This window comes from Lysobacter enzymogenes, assembly GCF_017168095.1.
GTDB lineage: Bacteria > Pseudomonadota > Gammaproteobacteria > Xanthomonadales > Xanthomonadaceae > Lysobacter > Lysobacter enzymogenes_D.
On record NZ_LXSD01000416.1, the window covers coordinates 1 to 24,528 of the forward strand.

Here is a 24,528-nt window from a genome sequence, read left to right on the forward strand (position 1 = left end):
GCCGAGGCGCTGTCGCGCGCGCCCGCGCCGCGCGCGACCTCGTCGCGCTTGCGCGTCGTCTGCGCGCGCAAGGCGGAGATCAGCGTGGCCGCGGGGCCGAGGCGCTCGACCGTCATCGCCCTCAGTTCTCGCGGCCGTAGCTGGCGAGGAAGCGCGGCGCGGCCAGCGCCGCCGGCGTCGCCAGCGTTTCGCCGATCGGCGCGCCGGGCGCGGCGCGCAGTTGTTCGAGCAGGCGCTGCATGTCCGCCGCCAGCGCCGGGATCTCCTGCTCCAGGGCCAGGCCTTGCTGCAGTTCGTCCGCGGCCTGCGCGGTGTCTTCGCCGGCCAGGGCGCGCATCGCGCGCGCGTACGCGCCCAGCGCGTCCGCGCGTGCGGTCAGCGGCGCGAAGGTCTCGCGCGCCGCTTCGGCTTCGCCGCGGGTCAGCAGCAGCTGGCCGAGCTGGAACCGGGCGATGGCGAAGTCCGGAGCGTCGGCGATCACCGCGCGGAAACCGCGCTCGGCGCGGTCGCGCAGGCCGATCTGGGCGTGCTGCGCGGCCAGCAGGTAGCGCGCGTGGACGTGCCCGGGTTCGCGTTCGAGCAGGGTCTTGAGCATGACCACCGCATCGGCGTCGCGGCCGGCGTTGATCGCGCCGAGCGAGAGGAACAGCAGCTCTTCGTTGTCGAGTTTGTCGTAGTTCATGCGTAATCCAGCGTCGCCGTCCAGGCGGACGGCGATCGGGTCGATGCAGCGTCGGGAGGATTGTCCGGGCAGGGAGCGGTGCCGGACAAGCGGGCGCCTGGCGAGCGGGCGTCGGCGAGCGAGGGCCGCGGGCGGCCGGGCGAGGCGGTAGCGCGCGGTAAGCGGATTGGCCGCGCTCTATGGCTCTATCCGGCCGCGCGGGCAAAGGTTTAGGGGCGACTTCGATCCGGGCCCGATCGGCGTCGGGACCCGGGCCGGGCCGGAGGCGTCCGAAGCCCTGCACGACTGTTCTTCTGGATCGTCGCGCCCAAGAAAGGCCGCTCGTGACCTTGCAGTCGAAAGCGGCCTTCCCTTTTGTAGAAACAGCTTGTTTTCAGCCGTTTACCTGCCGCGAACAAACGCAGGCAACTTCACCATCGGCCTGAGCGCTTGTCAGAACGGGATATCGTCGTCCGCGAAGTCGTCGCCGAAGTCGTTGGACTTGGCCGGCGGGGCCTCGCGGCGCTGGCCGGAATCGCGGCCGCCGCCGTAACCGCCACCGCCGCCACCCGCAGAGCGGGCCGGGCGCTCACCGCCGCCACCGCCACCGCCGCGGTATTCGCCACGGCCGCCGCCTTCCGAACGGCCGCCACCGCCACCCTCGCCACCGCCGCCGAGCATCTGCATCTCGTCGGCGATGATGTCGGTGAAGTACTTCTCGACGCCGTCCTGGCCGGTGAACTTGTCGTAGCGGATCGAGCCTTCGATATAGACCTGGCGGCCCTTCTTGAGGTACTCGCCGGCGATCTCGCCGAGCTTGCCGAACAGCTTGACCCGGTGCCACTCGGTGCGTTCCTGGTTGTTGCCGTCGCGGTCCTTGCGGACGCTGGTGGTGGCCAGGCTGATCGTGGTCACGGCCATGCCGCCCTGGGTGTACTTGGTCTCCGGATCGTTGCCGAGGTTGCCGACCAGGATGACTTTATTGATGCCGCGTGCCATGGGATTCCTTGCTGACTGCCGTTCTTGGACGGCCTAAGCATCGATTATAGCCCCTCCCCCCGGTGTCGGCCCGGGGGCCGGGGGCGGGTCGGAACAGGCCCCGGTGCGGCGCCGGAAATCGGCTGAAACGCTTGTGGGACGGGTGCCGGAGCGTGGACGCGCCGGTCCGGACGAGCCCGAGCGGCGGCAGGGCGCCGTGCGCATGGCCGCGCCGCCGCCCACCCGCGCCGATCCCGCCATCGAACCGCTCTTCGTCCATCGCCGCCGACCGCCCCTCGTCGGAAACGCGCCCGGACGATCGCCGCGGAGATCCCCCTCACGAACTGCGCCATCGTCGGACTGTCCGTCGGCCGGCTCCCTGGGGGCTGCCGCAAGGCGGCACGCTCAACCGCCGATATCCCCCTGCGTCCCGCCGGCCTTGCGAACGGATCGGCCTGAAAGCGCACCCCGAGCGGCGTCGAGGTCTGCCGGAGCCGGACACTAAACTTCTCTCGAAATCTGCTGACTAGTTCTCAAATGGGCGTTCCGAAGTTGGAAGGCCGTTTACCGGGGAACCACACAGCATGTCGGCAATCGTTTCGGGGATCGGCCTGGGCTTGTACAACGGCTCGGCCAGCCAGATCGGGCGGGGACTGGGCGGCGATGCGCGCCTGGGTCAGGGCAAGGACGAGCAGTACGTCAACATCGCCACCGGCAACCTGGTGCTGCGCAGTCAAGACGAATTCCTGACTTTCCGTGGCCTCGGCATGGCCGCGATGCGCACTTACAACAGCCGCGGCCTGCTCGCCGACAGCGGCGCCGACGCCTGGATCACCGGGTTCGAGCGGCGGGTGCAGTTGCTCAGCGGCACGCTCAATACGGCCGGCAGCATCATGCGCCGCCACACCGGCGATGGCGCCTACCAGGATTTCACCTACGTCTCCCCGGGCCTGTACCGCTCCAGCGTCGGCGACGGCGCGCACGACACCCTGGCCCTGGACTCCAGCGACAACTCGTGGGTCTGGACCGAGGGCAGCAGCCGCCAGGCCGAGCGTTATGCCGACCACGCCGACGCCACGCTCAAGGGCCGGCTGATCCGCATCCGCGACCTGAAGTCCGAGCAGGCCACGGCGATCTACTGGGACGTGCGCTACGACGCCGCCGGCCGCATCAGCGAAATCGCCGCTGGCGAAAGCGGCAGCGCCGAAGCGCTGCTGTACGCCTACGACGCCAACGGCCGGCTGACCTCGCTGTCCACCCGCACCGACGGCGTGGTGCGCGAGCAGACGATCTACCGCTACGACAGCGCCGGCCGCCTGTATTCGGTGCTGACCGACCTGACGCCCGACGACGCGGCCGGCGACCGCGACACCTGGGACACCAGCAACTTCGGCAACAACGACGGCTACTGGCTGCACACCGTCTACACCTACGCCGACGCCACCAGCCTGCGCATCGCCCAGGTCCGCCAGAGCGACGGCACCGTGGTCAGCTACACCTACGACGCCCAGGGCCGGGTGCGCACGCTGACCCGCGGCGACACCAACGCCGACGACAGCGACGGCCTCGGCCAGACCCTCACCTTCACCTACGACGACGCCAACCGCAGCACCGAAGTCGCCGATTCGACCGGCCGCTCGTGGGGCTACGTCTACGACGCGGCCGGCCAGCTGACCGAGGTGCGCGCGCCGGCCGTCGCCGGCCTGCGCGAACTCACCCAGTACAGCTACGACGCCGCCGGCAATGTGGTCCGGATCAAGAGCCTGCGCGGCAGCGTCACCCTGGCCGAAACCGTCTACCAGTACGACGCCAACGGCAACGCGCTGTGGCAGTGGGACACCGTCGACCCGGCCGGCGGCACGGCAGCGACCGCGATCCAGCGCACCTGGACGGCGAACAACCAGCTGGCCACGCAAACCGTCTACACCGGCCTCGACGCCGACCGCGAACTCGCCGCGCAGGCGCCGTCCGGCGGCCTGACCACGTCCTACGCCTACGACGCCCAGGACCGCCTGCGCTTCATCGTCGGCGCCGACGGCGCGGTGCAGGAGTTCGAATACGAAACCGCCGGCGCCGGCGCGGGCCAGGTGGCCAGGGCGCGCCGCTACCTCGGCGCGGCCTACACCGGCGCGGCCACGCTGGCGGCGCTCGGCGCCTGGGCCACCGCCGCGCAGCGCGCGCAGAGCGCGCTGGTGGAATCGAGCTACGACCTCAAGGGCCGGCTGGCCGGCACCAAGTCCTACGCCCAGGTCGACGCCTCCGGCAACGGCGTGGAGAACGACGCGGCCGAACTGGTGCGTTACCGCTACGACGCGCGCGGCCTGTTGCTGCAGCGGCAGGTGCTGCGCAGCTCCACCGCGACCGCCGACGACGCCCGCGACGTGGTCCAGACCACGACCTACACCTACGACGGCGCGGATCGGCTGCTGTCGGAAGTCGTCACCGAGAAGACCGGCACCGGCGCCGAGCAGGTCAGGCGCAGCGTCAGCCAGTGGAGCTACCTGACCTCGTCGAACACGGTGCGCATCGTCGCCGAGGGCGGCGCGGTCGGCGACGGCATCGCCAGCAACGACCGGGTCCGCCTGGAGGTGCGCGACGCCAGCGGCCAATTGATCAGCGTCGCCGAGTCGGCGGTCGGCGGCAGCGACACCCGCACCCTCGCCCGCCACTACTACGACAGCGCCGGCCGCCTGCGCGCCAGCGAGGACGCCGGCGGCGCGCGCCGCTACTTCTTCTACGACGAGCAAGGCCAGTTGGCCGCCGAAGTCGACGCCACCGGCGCGGTGCTCGAATACGTGCGCGACGATCTCGGCCGGATCAAGCAGACCCTGGCCTACGCCACCCGCGTCGACACCGGCGCCTGGCTCGCCGCCGGCAAGGTCGTGCCGACCCTGTTGTCGGCGATCCGCCCGGCCGCCCACGCCGACGACCGCAGCGCCACGCGCAGCTTCGATGCGCTCGGCCGCCTGACCGGCGAACGCGCCGGCGACGGCGCCACCACCGCCTACAGCTACGACGGCGCCGGCCGCCTGCTGCAGGTCACGCGGCAGGACGGCGCCGGCAACAGCCGGGTTTCGCGCTCGTTCTACGACAGCGTCGGCCGCCTGGTCGGGCAGCTCGACGCCGAGGGCTATCTGGTCGAGCACCGCTACGACCTCGCCGGCCGCCGCATCGGCAGCACCGCCTACGCCACCGCCACCGACGGCGCCCAGCGCGCGGCCGGCAGCCTCGCCCAGTTGCGCCCGGCCGCGGACGCCGCCAACGACCAGACCACGCGCTGGTTCTTCGACGGCCGCGGCAACCTGGTCGGCCAGCTCGACGCCGAAGGCTACCTCAGCGAAACCGTCTACGACGAAGCGCGCAACGAACGCGCGAGCAAGGCCTACGCGCTGCGCCTGACCGGCCTGAGCGGCAACGAGACCCTGGCCACGCTGCGCACCGCGGCCGCCGCCGGCGAAGTGCGCGAAACCCGGCGCAGCTACGACGCGCTCGGCCGCCTCAGCGCCGAACGCAACGCCGAAGGCACGCTCACCCGCTACAGCTACGACGTGCAGGGCAACCTGCTGCGCGCCGAACGCGCCGCCGACACCAGCGAGCTGCGCGACAGCCGCCTGCGCTACAACGTGTTCGGCGAGCTGACCGGCGAACTGAGCGGCGAAGGCGCCGCGCGCGTGCAGGCCGGCATGAGCGAGGCCCAGCTCGACGCGCTGTTCGCCCAGTACGGCGTGCGCCACAGCTACGATTCGCTCGGCCGCCGCAGCGAGAGCATCGACGCGGCCGGCAACAAGACCTGGTATTTCTACGATGCCGCGGGGCGGCAAACCTTCGTGGTCAAGGGCGCGGCCGACGCCAACGGCGTGGCCAACGCGCTCGGCGAAGTCAGCGAGACCCGCTACACCGCGTTCGGCGAGGTGCGCGACAGCACCGCCTACACCGGCCGCATCGTCCTGGCCACCGCCGGCAGCCGCGACAGCGCGGCCGCGGCGATCGCGACCCTGGCCTATACCGCCGCCAGCGACAGCCGGCGCAGCTTCAGCTACACCCAGCGCGGCCAGCTCGCCCTTGCTGTCGATGCGGAAGGCCAGCAACGCCAGTACACCTACAACGCGTTCGGCGAACTCGTGCGCGACGCCGTGCTCAACGCCGGCGCCGCTTCGACCGCGGAAACCGACTACGACCGCCGCGGCCTCGCCATCGTCCGCCGCGACGGCGTCGGCACCGCGCTGGCGCGTTCGACGTCCGCCCTCTACGACGCCTTCGGCCGGCTGGTGCGCAGCACCGACGCGCGCGGCGTGGCGACGGCCTACGACTACGACCGCCTCGGCCGCCAGATCGCGACCCACCAGACCGTGCTCGGCCGGGTCCAGACCACCCGCGCCGCCTACGACGCCTTCGGCCGCACCCTCAGCAGCACCGACGCGCTCGGCCGCGCCACCACCACGGTCTACGACACCGCCAACCGCACCACCACGGTGACCACGCCGGAAGGCGTCGCGGTCAAGACCTTCTTCGACCGCCACGGCCAGCAGGTCAAGGTCGCCGCGCCGCTGCCGGGCGGCGGCACGGCCGAAACCAGCTACGTCTACGACCGCGACGGCCACCTGCTGTCCAGCACCGACCCGGTCGGCCGCACCGCGGCCAACGAGTACGACGCGCGCGGCCTGCTCGTCGCCAGCGTCGACGGCAGCGGACGCCGGATCGAACTGCGCTACGACGCCGCCGGGCGCCTGCTGCGGCGGATCGAGGACCCCGCCGGCCTGGCCCTGACCACGACGTATCGCTACGACGGCCAGGGCCGCAAGATCGAAACCGTCGACGCCAGCGGCCGCGTCGCTGCCTACGCCTACGACCGCGAAGGCCGCCTGTCCCAGGCCACCCAGGACCCGGCCGGGCTCAACCTGCGCACCACCTACAGCTACGACGCCCAGGGCCGGCAGATCCGCGTCACCGAAGGCGCCGGCACCGCCGCCGCGCGCACCGTGCAGTACGACTACGACGCGCTCGGCCGGCGCATCGCCGAGCGCGTCGATCCCGACGGCTTGAACCTGATCGTCGAGTACGCCTACGACGCCGAGGACAACCTGATCCGGCGCACCGACGCGCGCCAGAGCGTCACCCGCTACTACTACGACCAGGCCGGGCAGCTGATCTACACCGTGGATCCGCTCGGCGTGATGACGCGCAATTGGTATGACCTCAACGGCCGCGTGGTGGCGACGCGTACCCTGATCGTCGCCACCGACGCGTCGACCTTGACCGATACGACCACGATCGCCCAGCTCGACGCTCGCATCGTTTGGAATTCGCTCGATCCCGGCACCTACACGGTCTACGACCGCGACGGCCGCGCCGCGCTGGCGCTCACCACCCTGGGCACGGTCCAGGAGTTCGTCTACGACGCCGGCGGCCGGGTCTCGGCGATCCGCCGCTATGCGGCGCTGTGGCCGGACTTCAGCACCCCGCGCCTGGAAAAACTGTTCGCCGGTACGGCCTTGCCGAGCGACTTCGACCTCGCCCCGCTGCGCAACGACACCGCCGACCAGATCACCTACCAGGTCTACACCGCCGCCGGCGAGCTGCGCACCACGGTCGACAACGCCGGCACCGTGGTCTCCTACGTCTACGACCGCGCCGGGCGCATGGTCGTGCACAAGCGCTATGCGAACGCGGCCCAGTTCAACCCGACCCTGCGCGCCAAGCTCACCGCCGGCACCGCCACGCCGCAGGACGTCATCGACGTCACCCCGGTCGACAACGCCGCCGACCTCGTCGCCTACACCAGTTACGACGGCGCCGGCCGCGCGCGCTACCAGGTCGACGCCAACGGCGGCGTAGTGGAGACCTTGTACGACGCCGCCGGCCGCGTCGCCGGCACCCGCGCCTATGCGGTGCCGGTGGCGCTCGACGCCACGCTCAAGCCGCAGCTGATCGCCGGCGACAGCGCCGCCTTCACCGCCCTGCGCGACCGCCTCGCCGCGGTCGCCGACGACGCGCGCGACCTGCGCGAGTACCGGATCTACGACGCCGCCGGACGGGTCGTGGCCACGGTCGACGGCGCCGGCTATGTCGGCCTGCGCAGCTACGACGCCGCCGGGAACTTCGTCCAGGAACGCCGGCACAGCCAGGTGGCGACGATTTCCGCCGCGCTGCGGGCCAAGCTGGCCGCGGGCACGGCCAGCCTGGCCGAACTGGTCGCGGTCGCGCCGCAGACCGATGGCGCCGACACCTTGGTCTGGCGCTCCTACGACGCCGCCGGCCGCGAACGCTTCGTCCTCACCCAGACCAGCGCGCTGTCCAGCACCGTCGGCCTGTACACGGTCGAAGAGCGCCGCTACGACGGCGCCAACCGCGTGGTGGTGGCGGTGCGCTACGACAGCGCCATCGCCTTCGGCCCCGGCGCCACCGTCGCCGACGTCAATGCCGCGCTGAGCGTCGCCGGCGTGTTCGCGCCCGAGCGCAATCGCCAAACCAATTACGTCTACGACGTCGGCGGCCGCCTGCGCTTCACCGTCGACGATCTTGGCGCGGTCGTCGAACAACGCTACGACGGCGCCGGCCGCGTGGTCGAAACCCGCCAGTACGGCGCGTTCATTCCCACCGACACGGTCATGAGCGACAGCGCGGTCGCCGCCGCCGTCGGCGGCATCGCCCAGGTCCGCAAGACCGTCACCGCCTACGATGCCGGCGGCCGCGCGCTCAGCGTCACCGACGCGCTCGGCCAGGTCCGCCGCTACGGCTACGACAACCTCGGCCAGCTCAAGAGCTACACCAACGCCAACGGCCACACCTGGAACTACGAATACGACCTCGCCGGCCGCCGCGTCGCCGAGTTCAGCCCCGAAGTCGCCATCGGCAGCGCCGACGCCGCCGGCGCGCAGAGCGTGCGCAACGGCCGCATCGTCACCCGCACCGCCTTTGATGCGCTCGGCAACGTGCTCAGCCGCACCGAGAACGCCGACACCGCGCAGTCGCGCGTCACCCGCTACGTCTACGACAACCGCGGCCACCAGATCCGCACGATCTTCCCCGACGCCGGCCGCATCGACCCGGCCACCGACCGGCTGGTCGCCACCGGCATCCAGCCGACCCTGGAAGTGACCTACGACGCGCTCGGCCGCGCCGTGGTGCAGAAGGACACCCGCGGCTACTACAGCTACAAGAGCTACGACGGCCTCGGCCGGGTGGTTTACGAGATCGACCAGGAAGGTTACGTCACCGGCTATACCTACGACGGTTTCGGCCAGCAGACCGAGCTGCGCCGCTACGCCCAGCGTCTGAACACCGCCGCGCTGACGGGCTGGAGCGAAGGCCAGCCGATCTCGCGGGCGCAGGCCGCGACCGTCGCCGCCTCCGCCGCGGACCGCACCCTGAGCACACGCTACGACCAGCGCGGCCTGGCCGTGCAGGTGCAGCAGTCGCAGGTCGCCTACTACACCGCCGCCGGCGTCGCCGCCACCGGCACGCCGACCGTACGCACGGTCTACGACGGCTACGGCCAGAAGGTCAAGGAATCGACCCTGCTCGAAGGCACGGCCGGCGCATCCGATGCGCGCTGGGCCGACAGCTACAGCTATTACGACGCCGTCGGCCGCAAGACCCTGGGCGTGGACGCGGAAGGCTACGTCACCCGCGTCAGCTACAACGCCAACGGCGAGACGACCGAAAGCGTCGAATACGCCAAGGCCATCGCCACCGCCGGCCTGAGCACCGCCACCCCGCCGGCGCTGCCGCCGGCCGGCGACGCGATCAGCGGCTACGACCGCATCAGCCGCTGGAGCTACGACGCATTGGGCCGCAAGTCCAGCGAGACCGCGGTGCGCCACTTCCAGCGCATCGACGGCAGCGCCGGCGTGCGCGACGTGGTGCGCCAGCTGCGCTACGACGGCGAAGACCGCGTCACCCAGATCATCGACGACACCGGCACCCTGACCACCGAGTACGACGCGCTCGGCCGCGTCGTCAGCGTCACCGAGCCGAGCCGCAAGGTCATCAACGACGGCACCTTCGGCCTGCTGCTCGACGTCGCCGCGCGCGATCTCAACGTCTTCTACATGTACGAGAACGCCTCGCCGTACACCCAGATGCGCTACGACGCCTTCGGCAACCTGCTGCTGACGCGCAAGTACGCCACCGGCAAGCGCGAGAACGGCACCGTCACCGCGCACGCCAAGGACCAGCTCGAATACATCCGTTACGACTGGCAGGGCCGCGCGGTCGCGGTCGGCGCGGCCAACGGCGATACCCGCTACAGCGAGTACGACGCGGCCGACAACGTCGTGCATCAGCGCTACAAGCTCAGCGGCAGCGCCGCCAGCCGCGACCTCAAGATCGATGCCTGGTTCGACTACGACAAGACCGGTCGCCAGGTCCACTCCAGCCAGACCCGCCAGTCGCTCGACGGCAGCAACCTGGTCACCGAGCGCAACCTGTGGGTCGGTTACAACGCCTTCGGCGAAGTGACCAGCCAGGCCCATACCGGCATCCAGGGCACCCTGCTCAACACCTACGACGCCGCCGGGCGCATGACCAGCTCGAACGAGAGCTTCGTCGTGCGCAACTTCGGCTACAACCTCGCCGGCCACCAGGTGCGCGAGCAGCACCAGGTCGCCACCAGCGAAGGCCAGCGCGTCGAAGCGGTGACCTGGAACGCCACCGACCGGCTCGGCCGCATCGTCCTCACCCGCCAGCCCTCGCACACCGTCGACGCCGCCCTCAGCCCGGTCACCCAGCAGATCCGCGACCGCTGGGGCAACGTGCTGGAGACCGTCGACGCGCGCGGCTACCGCACCAACTACCGCTACAACGAGCTCAACCAGGTCGTGCGCGATGAGCGCCCGCTGGTGGCCGTGGTCGGCGAGGACGGCGCCAGCGTCTGGCAGCGCCCGGTCAACGAGTGGTATTACGACGCGCTCGGCCGCCTGATCGGCACCCGCGACGCCAACGGCAACCTGCGCATCCAGGAATACGACGCCGTCGGCCAGCAGGTGCGCAGCAGCGACGGGCTCGGCGCGACCACCCTCTACGCCTACGACGCGCTCGGCCAGCAGCGCATCGTGCAGAACCCGGCCGGCTACCTCACCTACAACGACTACGACGCGCTCGGCCGCCTGGTCGAGACCGGCGACCTGCTGCCCACCGCCACCGGCACGCGCAGCCGCAACCGCCTGCAAAGCTACGTATTGAACCAGAACGGCGACCGCACCCAGGTCGTCGATGCGCTCGGCTACGCCACGCTCTACGACTACAGCGGCGCGCGCCAGCTCATCCGCACCCAGACCGCCACCGGGCAGACGACGAACTACGGCTACGACCTCATGGGCCGCAAGAACGTCGAGAACTACGGCGCGGTCGGCGCCTCGATCCAGGACCGCGACGGCGAGACCGTGCGCCTGGACGAACTGACCTGGGACTACGACGTCTACGGCCGCCTGATCGACCACAACAACCTGTCCGGCCGCGACACGGATTACGAATACGTCGCCGATACCGGCCAGCTCGCCGCCGAGTTCCAGCAGGGCGGCGGCGTCCCCGGCGCGGTGCGCATCTACGCCTACTACCCCAACGGCCGCATCAAGGCCATCTACGAGAACGGCGCCGAACCCAACTACCGTTACGAATACGACGCCGCCGGCAACCGCACGCTGGAAGAGGTCAACATCGTCGACGGCGGCGGCCAGGCGGTGCGCACCATCACCCGCAGCTGGTACGACAGCAACAACCGCGTGTCGCGCGTGATCCAGGACGACCTGGTCGCCAACAAGCGCATCTTCGACCTCAGCTACGCCTACGACGCGGTCGGCAACCGCCGCAACGTCGCCGCCACCGCGAGCTACGGCCCCGACTCGCCGGGAATCCCGGGCACCAACGCCGTACCGCAAGTGCTGCAGACGCCGGCCGACCGCGCCGTGCGCCGCGGCATGAGCTCGCAGTTCTCGCTGTTGTTCAGCGAACTGTTCCGCGACGCCGAACAAGACCCGCTGACCCTGCAGATCTCGCTCGAGAACGGCCAGCCGCTGCCGTCGTGGCTGAGCGTGCAGCGCGACCCGATCACCGGCTGGATCACCTTCACCGCCAACCCGCCGGCCAACGCCGCCGATCAGAATCTGCGGATCAAGCTGACCGCGTATGAGACCAACACGCCGGCGCAAAGCGCGTCCACGGCATTCACGCTCTACGTGCGCGACAACGTCATGCCGCAGAGGTACAACGACGGCATCGAAACGCTGAGGGTCAAGACCGGCGACGACTGGACCCGGGATCTGCTCGCCACCGATTACTTCTACGACTTCGACGCCGGCGACCGCCTGCGCCTGAGCCTGGACAACCCCGCGCAACTGCCGACGTGGCTGAGCTGGGACCAGAGCGCCCAGGCCGTGGTGCGCCTGCGCGGCACCGCGCCGACCGGCACCTACACGCTGCAGGTGCGCGCCACCGACGACAAGGGCCAGTCCCAGGTCAAGACCATCCAGATCGTGGTCGCGCCCAACAACGCGCCGACCGGGCCGGGCACACTGCCCGCGTCGTTCGTGGTGACCGACCGCGACCTCGACTGGTCGATGCCGCTGCCGCAGGTCTTCGCCGACGCCGACGGCGACCGGCTCACCCTGACCGCCACCGGCCTGCCCACGTGGATGAGCTTCCAGCGCACCACCGTGCAAGGCCAAACGTATCTGAGCCTGACCGGCCGTCCGCCGCTGGGCACGCCGTCGGGCCAGCTCTACGACATCGTCTTCACCGCCACCGACACCAGCGGCGCCAGCCGCACCGCGACGCTGCGCCTGACCACCAGGCTCGGCAACCAGCGTCCCCAACCGCCCAGCGCGTTCCCCTCGCCGCCGACAGCGGTGATCGGCAACATCAACCCCTACTGGTACCAATTCCCGCCGTTCACCGACGCCGACGGCGACACGCTCACCTATCGCCTCAGCCAGGTGCCTCCGGGACTGACCTTCGATCCCGCTGCGCGCGTGATCAGCGGCAGGCCCACCGTCGCCGGCACCTACGCCATCACCCTTTACGCCGAAGACGGCGTCGGCGGCGTCGCCCAGGTCAGCATGCAGATCTGGGTGCGCACCAACACCGCGCCGGAGCCCACCGTCATCCCGAACCAGAACGCGATGGTCTCGGTCGGCTGGAACTACCAGATGCCCGAGCGCTACGACGCCGAAGGCGACGCGGTGCAGTACCAGTTCCTCGGCCTGCCGCCGGGCGTGAGCTACAACGCCACCACCCGCGTCGTGGGCGGCGTGCCGACCACCGCCGGCACCTACACCGTCACCGTCTACTCCGGCGACGACTACGGCGCCGCCACCAGCTCGCAGTTCGTCATCACCGTCGCGCCGCGGCCGGCGCAGAACCTGGCGCCGTACATCAACCGCCAGACCCCGACCATCCGTTGGAACGTCAGCACCAACGATCCCAATCTCAAGCAGATGGCGATCCTGCCGGCCGACACCTTCGGCGATCCCGACGGCGATGCGCTGTCGTACCAGTTGCTGAGCCCCGCCGGCTGGACCTACTACATCGACGGCCTCGGCCGCCACATCATCGAACACATCCCGGTCGCGCGCCCCACGCCCGGCTGGGTCGACATCTATCCCGCCGTGATCCGCGCCACCGACAGCAAGGGCGCGTACGTCGACATGTCGTTCGACATCGAAGTCACCACCGTCTATGACGGCGGCGGCGGCCCCGGTGGCCCGATCGACCCGGCCAGCCTGCCCGGCGGCGGCACCGTCCTGCTGTTCGACATGGCCCCCAGCCAGGCCGCGGCCGCCAACGCACCGGCTGCCGCCGCGCCCGCGCCGCTCGGCCCGACCCAGAGCAAGAGCTACTGGTTCACCTACGACGCCGAGAACCGCATCAAGATCAACAACGGCGCGCTGCGCGACGGCGCGATCGTGCTCAACCAGGCCAACGAAAACGCCTACGCGCTCAACTACGACGCCGCCGGCAACGTCGTCGCCCGCGTGAGCCTGCAGCCCGACCCGACCGTCGACGCCAGCACCGGGCTGCTGCAGACGGTGGTCGAGCGCTCCACTTACGACCTGCGCGGCAACCGCACCGAGGAGTTCTACGAACAGGTCATCCGCGGCGGCCAGATGGTGGCCAACGGCGGCTTGCGCAAGCGCATGACCTACGACGCCAACCACCGCCTGATCGCCTCGCGCGCTTACTTCGGCCACGACGCCTACTACCAGGAACGCCTGCCGGACGGCGAGGTGGTCACCATCGAGTACGGCGGCTGGCTCTACACCGCCGAGAACTACACCTACGACGCCGACGGCCGGCTGGTGACCCAGGACGCCTGGGGCCGGCCCGAAGGCACCGGCTGGATCCCGCCCGCCAAAGACGGCAACGTCGATCAAACCAGCGACCTCGCCGCGCTGCAGTGGCAAAGCACCACCGACTACCGCCGCAACGACACCGACACCACCGCCACCGGCTACGACAGCGCGAACCGCCTGACGACCTACCGCGTCAAGGGCCTCGCCCCCGACGGCAACCTCTACATCCACACCTACACCAACACCTACCAGGGTTGGGACAGCTACCAGCTCGCCTCCACCAGCGGCACCAGCAACCACAACAGCTTCAAGCCGACCACCAACACCCTCACCTACGACGCCCTCGGCCGCCTGACCTCGCAGCGCGAACACACCACGCTCAAGGGCGGCGGCATCGACGACCGCATGCGCTACTACGCCTACAACGGCGACGGCGCGGTGATGCAGCGGCGCGAAGGCAAGATCGACGGCAACGGCCAGTTCGTCCAGGACTACAGCTGGGGCGCCAACGGCTCCGGCAACTACCGCCTGATCCACGCCGGCGGCGCGCAGCAGGCCGAACTGCGCGAGGCCAATCGCAACCCACTGCCCGGCGGCGGCTTCGTCTACCTCGACCAGTTCGTGAACCTCAACGGCCTGGGCGGCTACGAAGCCGGCGACGCCGGCAAGGCGATGCCGCTGCCCGGCGAAACCCTGCGCGGCCTGGCCCAGCGCATCTATGGCAGCGAGTCGATGTGGTACCTGATCGCCGACGCCAACGGCCTGAGCGACCCGGCGCAGGAGCTGGTGCCGGGCGTGGGGCTGGTGGTGCCTAAGGCGATGGTGAGTCGGAACGATGCGGCTACGTTCAAGCCGTATAACCCGGCGGAGGCGATCGGGTCGACGTCGCCGGAGTTGCCTTACATTGCACCGCCACCGAAGAATGAATGCGGTAATTTTGCGATCGTCTTAATGGCAATCGTTGTCATCGCCATAACGGCCGCAACCTGGGGCACGATGACGGCACCGTCAGCCAGCGCGATGGCCGCAGCGACAAGCGCAACCGCTACTAGCGTGACAACACTGGGAATGGCAGGTACAGCTACCGCCGCGACGGCAGCAGCTGCACTGGCGCCAGGCTTGGGAACCGCGATTGTGGCTGGGGCGACCGCTTCGGCCGCCGGCAGCCTCGCTGGCCAGTTCGTTGGCAGCGTGATGGGCATTACCAATTTCAGTCTACGCAACGTCGCTTCCGCAGGCGTCTCGGGCGGTCTGACAGCCGGCTTGGGAAACCTGATGGGAGTCGGCAGCGTTCAATCCGCTCTCGCACAATCGCCGTTGAAAGCGGCCGGTATGGCGTTAGGACGCGCCGCCGCCAGCTACATCGGCCAGAAGGTCGCGGGAATCGACGAAGGCTTCAGCTGGCGCGCGATCGCTGCCGATGCCGCCAGTCAGTACGGCGCTGCAGCAATCAGCGCAGGCATCGGCCTGAAGGCTCCTAGCCTGTTTGGTGGCACAGACTCGATCACGGACGACTTCGCCGGCAATATGATCGGCGGCGTAGTCAGTCTGCATACACGACGGGCCTTTGGCTTCAAGGACGACATCGATTACAGGCGGATGGCGCTGGATGCGTTTGGCAATGCGCTGGGTAATGCTGTGGCTCGAGGCTTTTTCATGCCGCGTCGCGAGAGCGAGGCAGCCCCGAAGAAGTCGATGGGTGGTACCGCCAGTGGCGCTACGACTCAGTCGCTGTCTTGGCAAATCGGTCCCAGCGTTGTCATCACCGACAATATTTCCGAGTCCAATAGAAAATCAGTAATCGGCGATAGCCAAAATTTGATCTCGTTGAATCCTGATCTCGGCCCAGTCGATAAAGAATATCGGCCGGTTCTGGTCACCGCAGTCAAGGCCGACGACCTCAAGATTGATCCTGCAGATTTGCAAGCAATGTTTGCACGTGACGTCGCCACCATGAGCCGTGCAACGAATTCTTCGTTTTCGCATCAGGCAACTATGGATGTCAGCCTGCTAGACGGATGGCGCAATCTGGCCACCTTGATCTATGGCGATCGTGCTGCAGCATCGTTCGACTTCGCGCAAAGCTTCCCGGCAGGAGTGCGCGATGGGTGGAATAAGTTCGTAGGGAAGGCTCAATCTGTTCTTAGCTTTGGCGAAGAACAGGTCAATGCTTACATGAATTTTGATTTAGAGAAATCAATCCCCGGAAAAGTACTGATGTTTGCGGCCGAAGAAGGCGTCCGCCAACAACTGGGCATGGAGCCAATGCACATTTCGGCCGTCAAATCAGCTTATAAGTACGCCGCGTATGTCGGCACAGGACGCGCTGCAGAAGCGGCAGTACAAGCGACCGAGAACTGGCTTGAGAATACTTCCGCTGCCGAGAAGGGTTACGATGTTGGCCACGTTACCGGAGAGTATGGCCCTGAGGCAGCTCTGTCAGCTTTGGGTGGTGAGGCACTGCAAGCACGACACCTCGCTGGTGCGATAGGGCGCACCATCGATATTGCTGACGACGTAAAAGCTTATGCTTCAAAGTCCTCTCGAAAAGCAAGGTCCTTTATTGATGACATCCGCCGTGTAAGCGCAGCAGGAAATAGCGAAGCCCTAGGCGGCGCGGGTGGAAACTGGCGAGTAATTGATGAAGTGGCTGACGGCTCAGTTGTGCAGCAAGCAACGCCAACATCGTGCGGCCAAGCATGCGCGCAGATGCTGTTAGCTGATCGCGCGGTGATCGTCGATCAGGTTCAGTTCGGTGGTGAATTGACATCGGCCCAAGGCCTCGCCGCAAAAATGAACAAGTTTGATCACGGATGGGTAGGAGCGGGTGTTGACTCATCCAGCTTCGGAGCGCTGAATGAGACTGGCTCTTGGTCAGCTATGATGTGGGAAAAAGGCAATGGCTATGGCCATTGGGTCGTCGTTGACGGCCTGAACGACAGCGGGATGGTGCTTTTGCGTGACCCATTCAACGCAACCCGCTATTCGATGACTCCGCTCGACTTCGATAATTCATGGAGTGGTTACAGTGTCTTCAAACAAAAGCTATAGTTTGTTTCTCAACTCAATCCGCTATAACACTGAAAATCAAAGCGTTGTCTACAGCGCGATTGTCGATGGCAAAGAGATTGCACTAAGTGGCCGCGTCTCAGGTGTCGCCGGTATTCGATCAGTAGTGATGTCGGATGAATTGGAAAAATTTCTTCGCCCATTTTGTGCGAATGACCCCGGCATTGTGAAAAGGCTCGTGAATGCAACGTGGCGAGCCGTCGATGGCGAGTCTTTGGAGTATCCAATTCAGATTTGATATTGCTTTTAGCCCCCACCGCCCGGCGATGCCGGGCGGTGTTGCTTTTGGAAAACAGGGTCAGAGTGCACTTTCTAACCCATCCTCACTGGATGCACGCACCTTGCGCGGCCGGCCGATCTTCGCCGGCCCCGCTCGTCGCTGCAGTTGGCTTTCAATCATTTCGCGAAATCGATCAGAGCCCAACGCATGCTGGCGCTGAAGCCGTAGACGAATCAGCTCTAGTTCCTCCGCAGGGATCGAACTCTCCAACAGTTCGCGATAGACCTTCCGCCGGGAGTCGTCGTCCAGACTCAATCCCAGGTAGGACGGATGCGGCCTGATCAATGCGTCATGTACTCCTTCGGCATTCGATCTAAAACTTGACCATCGATAGCCCCGGGGGCGGCGACCATGGCCGCACGCACCGGGTTGAGTTCGATGTGTCGATAGCAACTCAGCGCATACGTTTCGTTGTCAACCGGGCAAGATTTGTAACGCCCCTCCCAGAGCGTGCCCGTGCGGCGATAGTGGTAATTCGCATACCGTGCATAACGACGCCCCAACGCTTGCATCAACGCGCTCACCTGCCCTGCTTGCGACGGCATCAGGAGCAGATGCACATGATTCGTCATCAGCACGTAAGCATGGATCGCGCAACCAACACGTATGCAGAGTTCTTTCAGCTCGCCCAGATAACGGACATAATCGACCTACTGGAAGAAGCACGGCTGACGGTCGTTACCACGTTGGATCACATGTTCAGGAATACCGGACAAATCGATCCGAAGCCGACAGCTTAGGGAGAATGCACTCTGACCCCTGTCTTGATAGGACCGAATGCTGAAGCCATCGTATTCGGCTCCAAATTTGGGGACACTGCCACTAAAAACATGACCAGCAACGGATTTAGAGCACTCAGAAAACTAGATGAAACTATTAATTATATCGGATCAAAGAGAAACCAATAATGTACACATTTGTCCTCGTTGTTGATTCCGCGAATCATTTATTCACCGCAGAAAAAATCGCCGAGAGAGTCGGCAACCCTAACGTAGAAGCAGACGGACGCAGCGTGGTTGAGAGCCCTAATGGTCCTCGCGACGGCTGGATAGCAGTTTCGGCTTTCAATTCGGAAGGATATGACTATCCCGAGGAAAATTATGAAATACTAAAAGCGGCCATTGCTACCGCTCAAATGGATAAGCCGCTACCCTTCTTGATCGAAGGCAGAGATACAAACACGTCCCTAGCGAACGATTTACTAACATCATTGGATGTAAATACAAAAACCATCATTGACAATGATCACGGAATTATTGCAGAGCTACCAGTATTCAAGAAGCTTGCCGAGATGGGAATTGACTGGCTACACCAAGAGAGCCTCCCTCACTTCGATTAATCGCTTTGAATAGACAGCGCTGCGCTGCGGCGCTGTTGTCGGGCAGCCTCTAAGAAAAGAAAACAGTAAAATAGGGTCAGAGTGCACTTTCCAACCTATCCTCATTGGACGCAGGCATCTTGCGGGACCGGCCGCTCTTCGCCGGCCCCGCTCGCCGTCGCAGTTGGCATTCAATCATTTCGCGAAATCGATCGGAACCCGACGACGCTGACGCTGAAACCGTAGACGAATTGGAAAATTGCACTATGACCCTGCTTTTCCTAGATTCAGAACCAGATAAAGGAATACCCTCAAATGTACAGAGCGAGAATCATCGACGCTGGCCTGGAGGGCCACCTCCCTATTCAGGGACTGTCGCCCAAGCAAATTGCAGAGATTGAAGCCGCCCAAGGAGTGGTTGTTCCGTCGGCTTACAGGGATTTTTTACTGGAATGTGGAGAATCCGCTGGCTTGCTTTGCGATGATGCGGAATTTTTCTACCCCGCCCTCAAATACCTGAAGCAGGATTTGCAGGAAATATTGAGCGACAACGACGAGGACGTGCGGGGTTTCGAGTTTGACCTCCCCCCGAATGCGCTCGTAATCGGCTCCTATCAAGGGCGGCAGCACGACTACTTGATTTGCGATGGCACGAACGATCCGCCCGTCCATCGCCTGGTAATTATGAAGGGAAGCACTCAACTCCAAGAGTCGTTCACGTCCTACATCGCCAGAATGATTGATTCTTATCAGAAAGCACAAAAATATTTCTGAGAATTCCATTTCTAATCGCAGGGTTTCGACCGCTCAGGCCTAAGAGCGATCAGTGCGCTGCGAGTAACATCGGCTGGTCGCGCTCAAATACTGAAGGCCTGGACGCGTGCCGACACGGCGCCTTTGGATAGCGACAGCGATGACCGCGCCACAAGGCACCCTAACGCATTCGCAAGCATCCGAATTCCAACCGCAACACGATTCGGCTAACGCGCGAAGCTGTGAGCCTCGCGCGCAGACCTCAGCAGCCCGCGCGCAAGTCAGCGGACTTGTGCGCAAGTGCTCTAGGCTTGCGATCACAAGGCTTTGCGGGCCGCGCGCGAGGCTAAATCCCTTGCGGCTGGCTCATAAAGTGTCGCGCGCAAGGCGATTTGCCCCGGTCGCGACGCAACAGGACTCGCACTCGCAACGCTTTGAGTCTTGTGGTCGGGTGTTCAGGGCTTGCGGCGGGATCGCGCGGGCCGGCGACGTGGCTCGGCGGCTTGCGTTCAAGGCGGATGGGGTTGCGCGCGTCCGGTGATCGCTTGCGTTCGCGCCATTGAGGCTTGCGCGCAAGGTAAAAACACTTGCGATTGCAGCGGAGCCTAAGGTCGCCGCCGGCCGGACGGCGACCGTTGGGCGGCGAACGGGCTTAGTCGGAGCGGATCGTTTGGAGGTTGCCGTGGACTTGGTCGGCCCAGAGGCGGAACACTCGAGCCAGGGCGCGGCGGCGTGAATGATCAGGGTCGTCGGTTTCTGTTGAGTCGATGGCGCGGGCGATGCCGATCAGTTCGGTGTGGAACGCCTGTAGGCCGTGGTACGCGCTGACCGGCAGCAGGACGTAATCCGTTGCGAGCGCAGACTTTCGAGACATGTGCGGTGCTCCCAGATAAGGAAACCACCGCTTTCGGAGGTGGGGACCGCTAAGTGAAGAGTTTCTAGGCTCTGACTCGAAGCCTGCTTCTCCCAAAAACACATGTCAACAGCCGTTTGCGGAACGTTTTCGAACTGTGCGCAACGTTGGCGCATGAAACGCACATCAAGCCGAAAGCCACAGCAATCTTCAGTCGCTTGCCAAGAGCCCTTGCGACAAGGTCGAGCGGAAGCGAATGGAGGCAACCTGTGCCAAAAAAACTACCCCATCAGGGACTATTTCAGAACATCGAGCAGCGCATGCATCCCAGCAAAAAAGCGCCTTGGCGTCAGGCGAGGAACTTGGAGAGCTTCGTCGTATCTGTTAGCTCGTGGTCGCGGCTTGCGCCGCTCCTACAGGGGGTAGCTGCGGCTTACTCGGCGCTTGCGGTTGCGACAAAGAAAAGGGCGTCCTCGCGGACGCCCTTTCTGTTTCGGTGATGGTGCCGTCCTGCCGTCAGTAGTAACCAGCGAGGTTGAGGAACCACCCCTTGTTGTCGTACTCCAGATCCGTCAAGTCATCGCTGAAGTCGGTGAAGTTATACCCAATCCCGACCTTGAAGTTCTGACTCAACTGCCGATCCACCCCGACCAGCCAACCGCGCCGGTCGCCGCCGTCCTTCACCGACAGCCAGCGGTACTCCGCCATCGCGTCCCACTTGGCGATCAGGTGGTAGCGCACCTGCCCGGCCAGCAAGTCGGCGCGGCTGTCGAGCCACAGGCCTTCGCCGCGGCCCATGCGGTAGTCGCCCCAGCGGCTGGCGGCCTTGGCGGCCAGTTCCCACTTGTCGTCGAGGCGGTAGATGCCTTCGAACGACAGCACCTGCGAGCGCTGGTCGTATTGGTTGCCGCCTTCCTGGCCGATCGTGGCCAGGTCGTACAGGTAGACGTACTTGCCGAACGCGGCCCAGCGCGAGTTGTCGTGCGGGCGGTAGGCGAAGCCGAGGTTGCCTTCGACCGTCTTGGCGCCGCGCGAGGCGTCGATCTGGTCCTTGATGTCGGAGTACAGGAAGCGCGCGGCGATGCGCCAGTCTTCGTTGATCTTGTAGAACAGGCGGTTCGCGGTGGTCCAGGCTTCGCGGCGTTCGGCGCCGCTGTCCTTGCGGTATTCGAGCTTGCTCGACCAGTCGGTGCGTTGGTCGGTGCGGCCGCCGCTGAGGCTGTAGGCGCGGCGGTCGATGTGGCCGCTGGCCGCGTCGAGGTCGCCGTCCATCACGCTGAAGCCCAGGTTCCAGCCTTCGCCGGGATAGAAGTCCATGCCGAAGGTGTGGGCGATGCCTTGGCTGGCGTCGCGCGGGTCCTTGAGGAACTGGCTTTCGTTGTAGAGGTTGGTCTGGTTGTTGAGGCGCCAGCGTTGGCCGATGGTCCAGCCGGTCTGCAGCACGTTGTCGAACAGCGGGTCGCGTTCGGTGCGGTCGGTGCTGAAGGTGTAGCCGCCGTAGATGGTGTGGTCCGGGGTCAGGCGGTACTCGGCGTCGAGCTTGCCGGCGTCGCCGCGGCTGCCGTTGCTGTATTCGGCGTTGATGCTGGAGCGGTCGCCGAACAGGTAGCGCGCGCCGATGGTGCCCAGGTCGTTGCGCTTGTACTTGCCGCCGTCGTCGTCGACGGTGTACTGGCCGGCGACGTACAGCTCCAGGCTGGAGCCGATGCGGTGGGTGTAGCGCATCGCGAACAGCATCGCGTCCAGGTCCGGCACAGTCGAGCCCGCGCCGCGCTCTTCGCGGATGCGGCGCAGTTCGGCGCCGAGCTGGTCGTCGTTGGTGATGCGCCAGTCCATCGTCAGCTGGCTCTGCTCGAGCGCCTGGTCGCCGCTCTCGCGCCGGGTGTGGCGGCCGAACAGGCTGAAGTTCTCGGTGAAATAGCCCAGGAACTCGGCGCCGTATTCGCGCACCGCCTGGCCCTGGTCGTAGCGCGAGATCGAGAAGCCCGGATCGATGTCGCGCCACCACGCGCCGGCGCTCCAGTCGAGCTGGGTCCAGCCCAGTTCCTTAAAGTTGGCGCGCGCTTCGATCTTGTCGGCGTCGCCCTTGCGCGGGCCGTCGATCGGGTTGACGCGGGTGAAGTCGATACCGCCGTTGGTGGAGTACCACAGCGGCGCCGAGGTCGATTCGGTGCGGGTCTTCTCCAGCTTCAGGTAGGTGCCGCGGCCGGCCTGCAGGGTCAGGTCCACGCCCTTGAGGGTGTAGTCGTCGCCGCTGCGGTTTTCGTCGACGTAGGTGCCGCCGACGGCGAAGTGATCGCCGAGCCACTGCTTGCCGCGGAAGCCGGCGCTGACGTCGTCGGTCTGGAAACCGGCCGGGACGTATTCGTAATCCACCAGCAGGCGCTGGGTGTAGCCGTCCAGCGGGGTGTCGCGGGTCAGCGTGCGCACGTTCTCGCGGGTGATCTGCGACAGCGGGCGGGTCAGCAGGATGCGGCCCTGCATGTTGTTGATTTCGTAATCGGCGCCGCGGGCGAGGTCGACGCGCGACTCGACCCGGCCGGTGCTGACGTCGCGGATTTCGACGGTCACCTTCTCCGAACCCGGCAGGATGTCGGTGTGGCGCAGCATGTACAGGCTGTTGCCGGTGCCGAGGAATTCGGTGTGGCCCAGCGCGCTCTGCGCTTCGGAACCGAACACTCGCAGTTCGCTGCGCGGATCGCCGAGCACGGTGGTGTTGCGGCTGCGCCAGGCCAGCGCCGCGCCGTACAGCGAGCGGTTGTACTGGGCGTATTCGGTGCCGGTGATGCCGGTGTTGAAGTTGCCCCACACCGCCTGGTTCTGGTCCCAGTCCACGCGCAGGTACAGCTTGCCCTGGGTGTCGACGTCGCGGTAGGTGTTGGAATCGTCGCCGTAGACCGGGTAGTACAGGTTGGGGTCGAGGCGGCGGAAGATGTCCTGCGCGTCGGCGTCGAAGAAGCCGTTGAACAGGCGCTTGATCTCGTTCTCGCGGGTGTCGGCCTGGGCGGTGATCAGGTACTTGCCCTGCACCTTGCCCTTCAAATAGAACGCCAGCCGGCCTTCGCTGATGAAGCTGTCGTCGTAGCGGCCGCGGTCGCCGGCGGCGAGCGGTTCGATGTTGCCGCTGACGCTGTTCTTGGACAGGGTGACGTCGGCCAGCGCGACCAGGAAGCTGTATTTGCCGGTGACGTTGACGTCGAGGCCCTTCTCCAGCTCCGCCCCACCCTGGCTCTTGATCTTGACCGCGTAGTGGTGGGTGCCGATCGGCTCCAGGAACTCGGCGGCGAACTTGCGCTCCAGGTCGATCGGGAAGCTCTGGTCGTTGATGGTGAGCTGGCTGTCGCGCGGGATGTCGCGGCCGTAGATGCGCACGCGCGAGCCGTACACCGGGATGTTCTGCAGCCGGATCGCATTGGTGCCGTAGATCGAGCTGGTGACGGCCAGGTCTTCGGCGTTGCGTTCGTTGATCGGCTGGCCGAGGCTCTTTTGCACCTGGTCGCGCTGGATCTGGATGCCGCGCTCGTACTCTTCGGGCTTGAGCAACTGGATGCGCTGCGGCTGGATCTCGTCGAACACACCGCTCTTGCCGTAGGCGCGCGCGATGTAGATCAGCTCGTCGCCGGCGAGCAGGTTCAGGCCGGCCGGCAACGCGCCGTCCCATTCCTGCTCGGAGACGTTCTCCACCGGCAGGTCGATGGTCGCCAGCGGCGTCACCAGGTCGGTGTCGCTGCCGCGGTAGACGGTGACCTGCAGTTTCTCGATGAACGAGGCGTAGTTGGTGTAGCCGTGGAAGCGCACCGGCTTGGTGATGCGGCCGTTCTCGAACGGCGCGGTCGAGCCGGTCTGCACGTTGAGCACCGGCGGGCCGAGGGTGGGATCTTCGGTGGCCCAGATCACGCCGCCGTTGGGCAGGTCGATCTGGAACTTGCCGGCGATCTTGGCCGAGCCCGGCGCGACGTTCTCGCGCACCACGTCGACGCGGCGGTTGGCCTGCAACGCGGCGGCGTCGTCGCCCTGCACCACCGGCTTGTCCTCGCCGCGGGTGCGCACGCGGAACAGCAGGCCTTCGTCGCTGCGGCATTCGTCGCCTTCGCACCGGGTCGGCACGTCGGGCACCAGCGCTTCGCGCGCCGGCGCCGGCTTGTCGAGCGAGCGCAGGTCGACCGGGGCGGCGCCGCGGCCGCCGTCGCCGCTGGACTGCGGCAGCCCGGGCTGGCCGGTTTTTTGCGCGTAGGCCGGGGCGGCGGCGCCGGCGGCGAACACGCCGCCGGTCAGCAGGCCGATCAGCGTCATGTCCAGAAGCTTCATCTTGATCTTCATGGCCATGTC

General features: G+C 66.3%; 9 protein-coding genes. 4 read left to right on the forward strand and 5 right to left on the reverse strand.

Features of this window, described 5'->3' with window-relative positions; translation table 11 throughout:
* Window positions 1–121 precede the first annotated feature (121 nt).
* Window positions 122–682, reverse strand: coding sequence for a tetratricopeptide repeat protein (locus A7A76_RS18265; protein ID WP_206412543.1), 561 nt, complete (start codon window positions 680–682; stop codon window positions 122–124).
* A 432-nt stretch (window positions 683–1,114) separates the two neighbouring features.
* Window positions 1,115–1,660: a single-stranded DNA-binding protein gene (ssb, locus tag A7A76_RS18270; protein WP_206412544.1), complete on the reverse strand. Its 546-nt coding sequence runs from the start codon at window positions 1,658–1,660 to the stop codon at window positions 1,115–1,117.
* A 563-nt stretch (window positions 1,661–2,223) separates the two neighbouring features.
* Between ssb and A7A76_RS18275 the strand changes: the two genes are divergently transcribed.
* Together A7A76_RS18275 and A7A76_RS18280 are read left to right on the forward strand one after the other, a co-directional pair.
* Window positions 2,224–16,977, forward strand: coding sequence for a putative Ig domain-containing protein (locus A7A76_RS18275; protein ID WP_206412545.1), 14,754 nt, complete (start codon window positions 2,224–2,226; stop codon window positions 16,975–16,977).
* Window positions 16,955–17,233 (forward strand): hypothetical protein, encoded by a 279-nt coding sequence (locus A7A76_RS18280; protein ID WP_206412546.1) that lies wholly within the window; start codon window positions 16,955–16,957, stop codon window positions 17,231–17,233. The genes A7A76_RS18275 and A7A76_RS18280 overlap by 23 nt, the downstream gene beginning before the upstream one ends.
* 323 nt (window positions 17,234–17,556) lie before the next feature.
* Here A7A76_RS18280 and A7A76_RS26065 read toward each other — a convergent pair whose 3' ends face one another.
* The gene (locus tag A7A76_RS26065; RefSeq protein WP_343225362.1) at window positions 17,557–17,847 is read right to left on the reverse strand and encodes a transposase; all 291 of its coding nucleotides are present in this window, start codon (window positions 17,845–17,847) and stop codon (window positions 17,557–17,559) included.
* A 335-nt stretch (window positions 17,848–18,182) separates the two neighbouring features.
* Between A7A76_RS26065 and A7A76_RS18290 the strand changes: the two genes are divergently transcribed.
* Together A7A76_RS18290 and A7A76_RS18295 are read left to right on the forward strand one after the other, a co-directional pair.
* Window positions 18,183–18,614, forward strand: coding sequence for a hypothetical protein (locus tag A7A76_RS18290; protein WP_206412547.1), 432 nt, complete (start codon window positions 18,183–18,185; stop codon window positions 18,612–18,614).
* 294 nt (window positions 18,615–18,908) lie between these two features.
* The gene (locus A7A76_RS18295) at window positions 18,909–19,367 is read left to right on the forward strand and encodes an SMI1/KNR4 family protein (protein WP_206412548.1); all 459 of its coding nucleotides are present in this window, start codon (window positions 18,909–18,911) and stop codon (window positions 19,365–19,367) included.
* Between the two features lie 631 nt (window positions 19,368–19,998).
* On the opposite strand, the gene A7A76_RS18300 is transcribed toward A7A76_RS18295, so the two are convergent.
* Window positions 19,999–20,220, reverse strand: a complete 222-nt coding sequence (locus tag A7A76_RS18300) for an XAC0095 family protein (RefSeq protein ID WP_206412549.1) — start codon at window positions 20,218–20,220, stop codon at window positions 19,999–20,001.
* 495 nt (window positions 20,221–20,715) lie between these two features.
* Window positions 20,716–24,519 carry a hypothetical protein gene (locus A7A76_RS18305; protein ID WP_206412550.1) on the reverse strand — a complete coding sequence of 1,268 codons (3,804 nt, stop codon included), beginning with the start codon at window positions 24,517–24,519 and terminating at the stop codon, window positions 20,716–20,718.
* Between the last annotated feature and the right edge of the window lie 9 nt (window positions 24,520–24,528).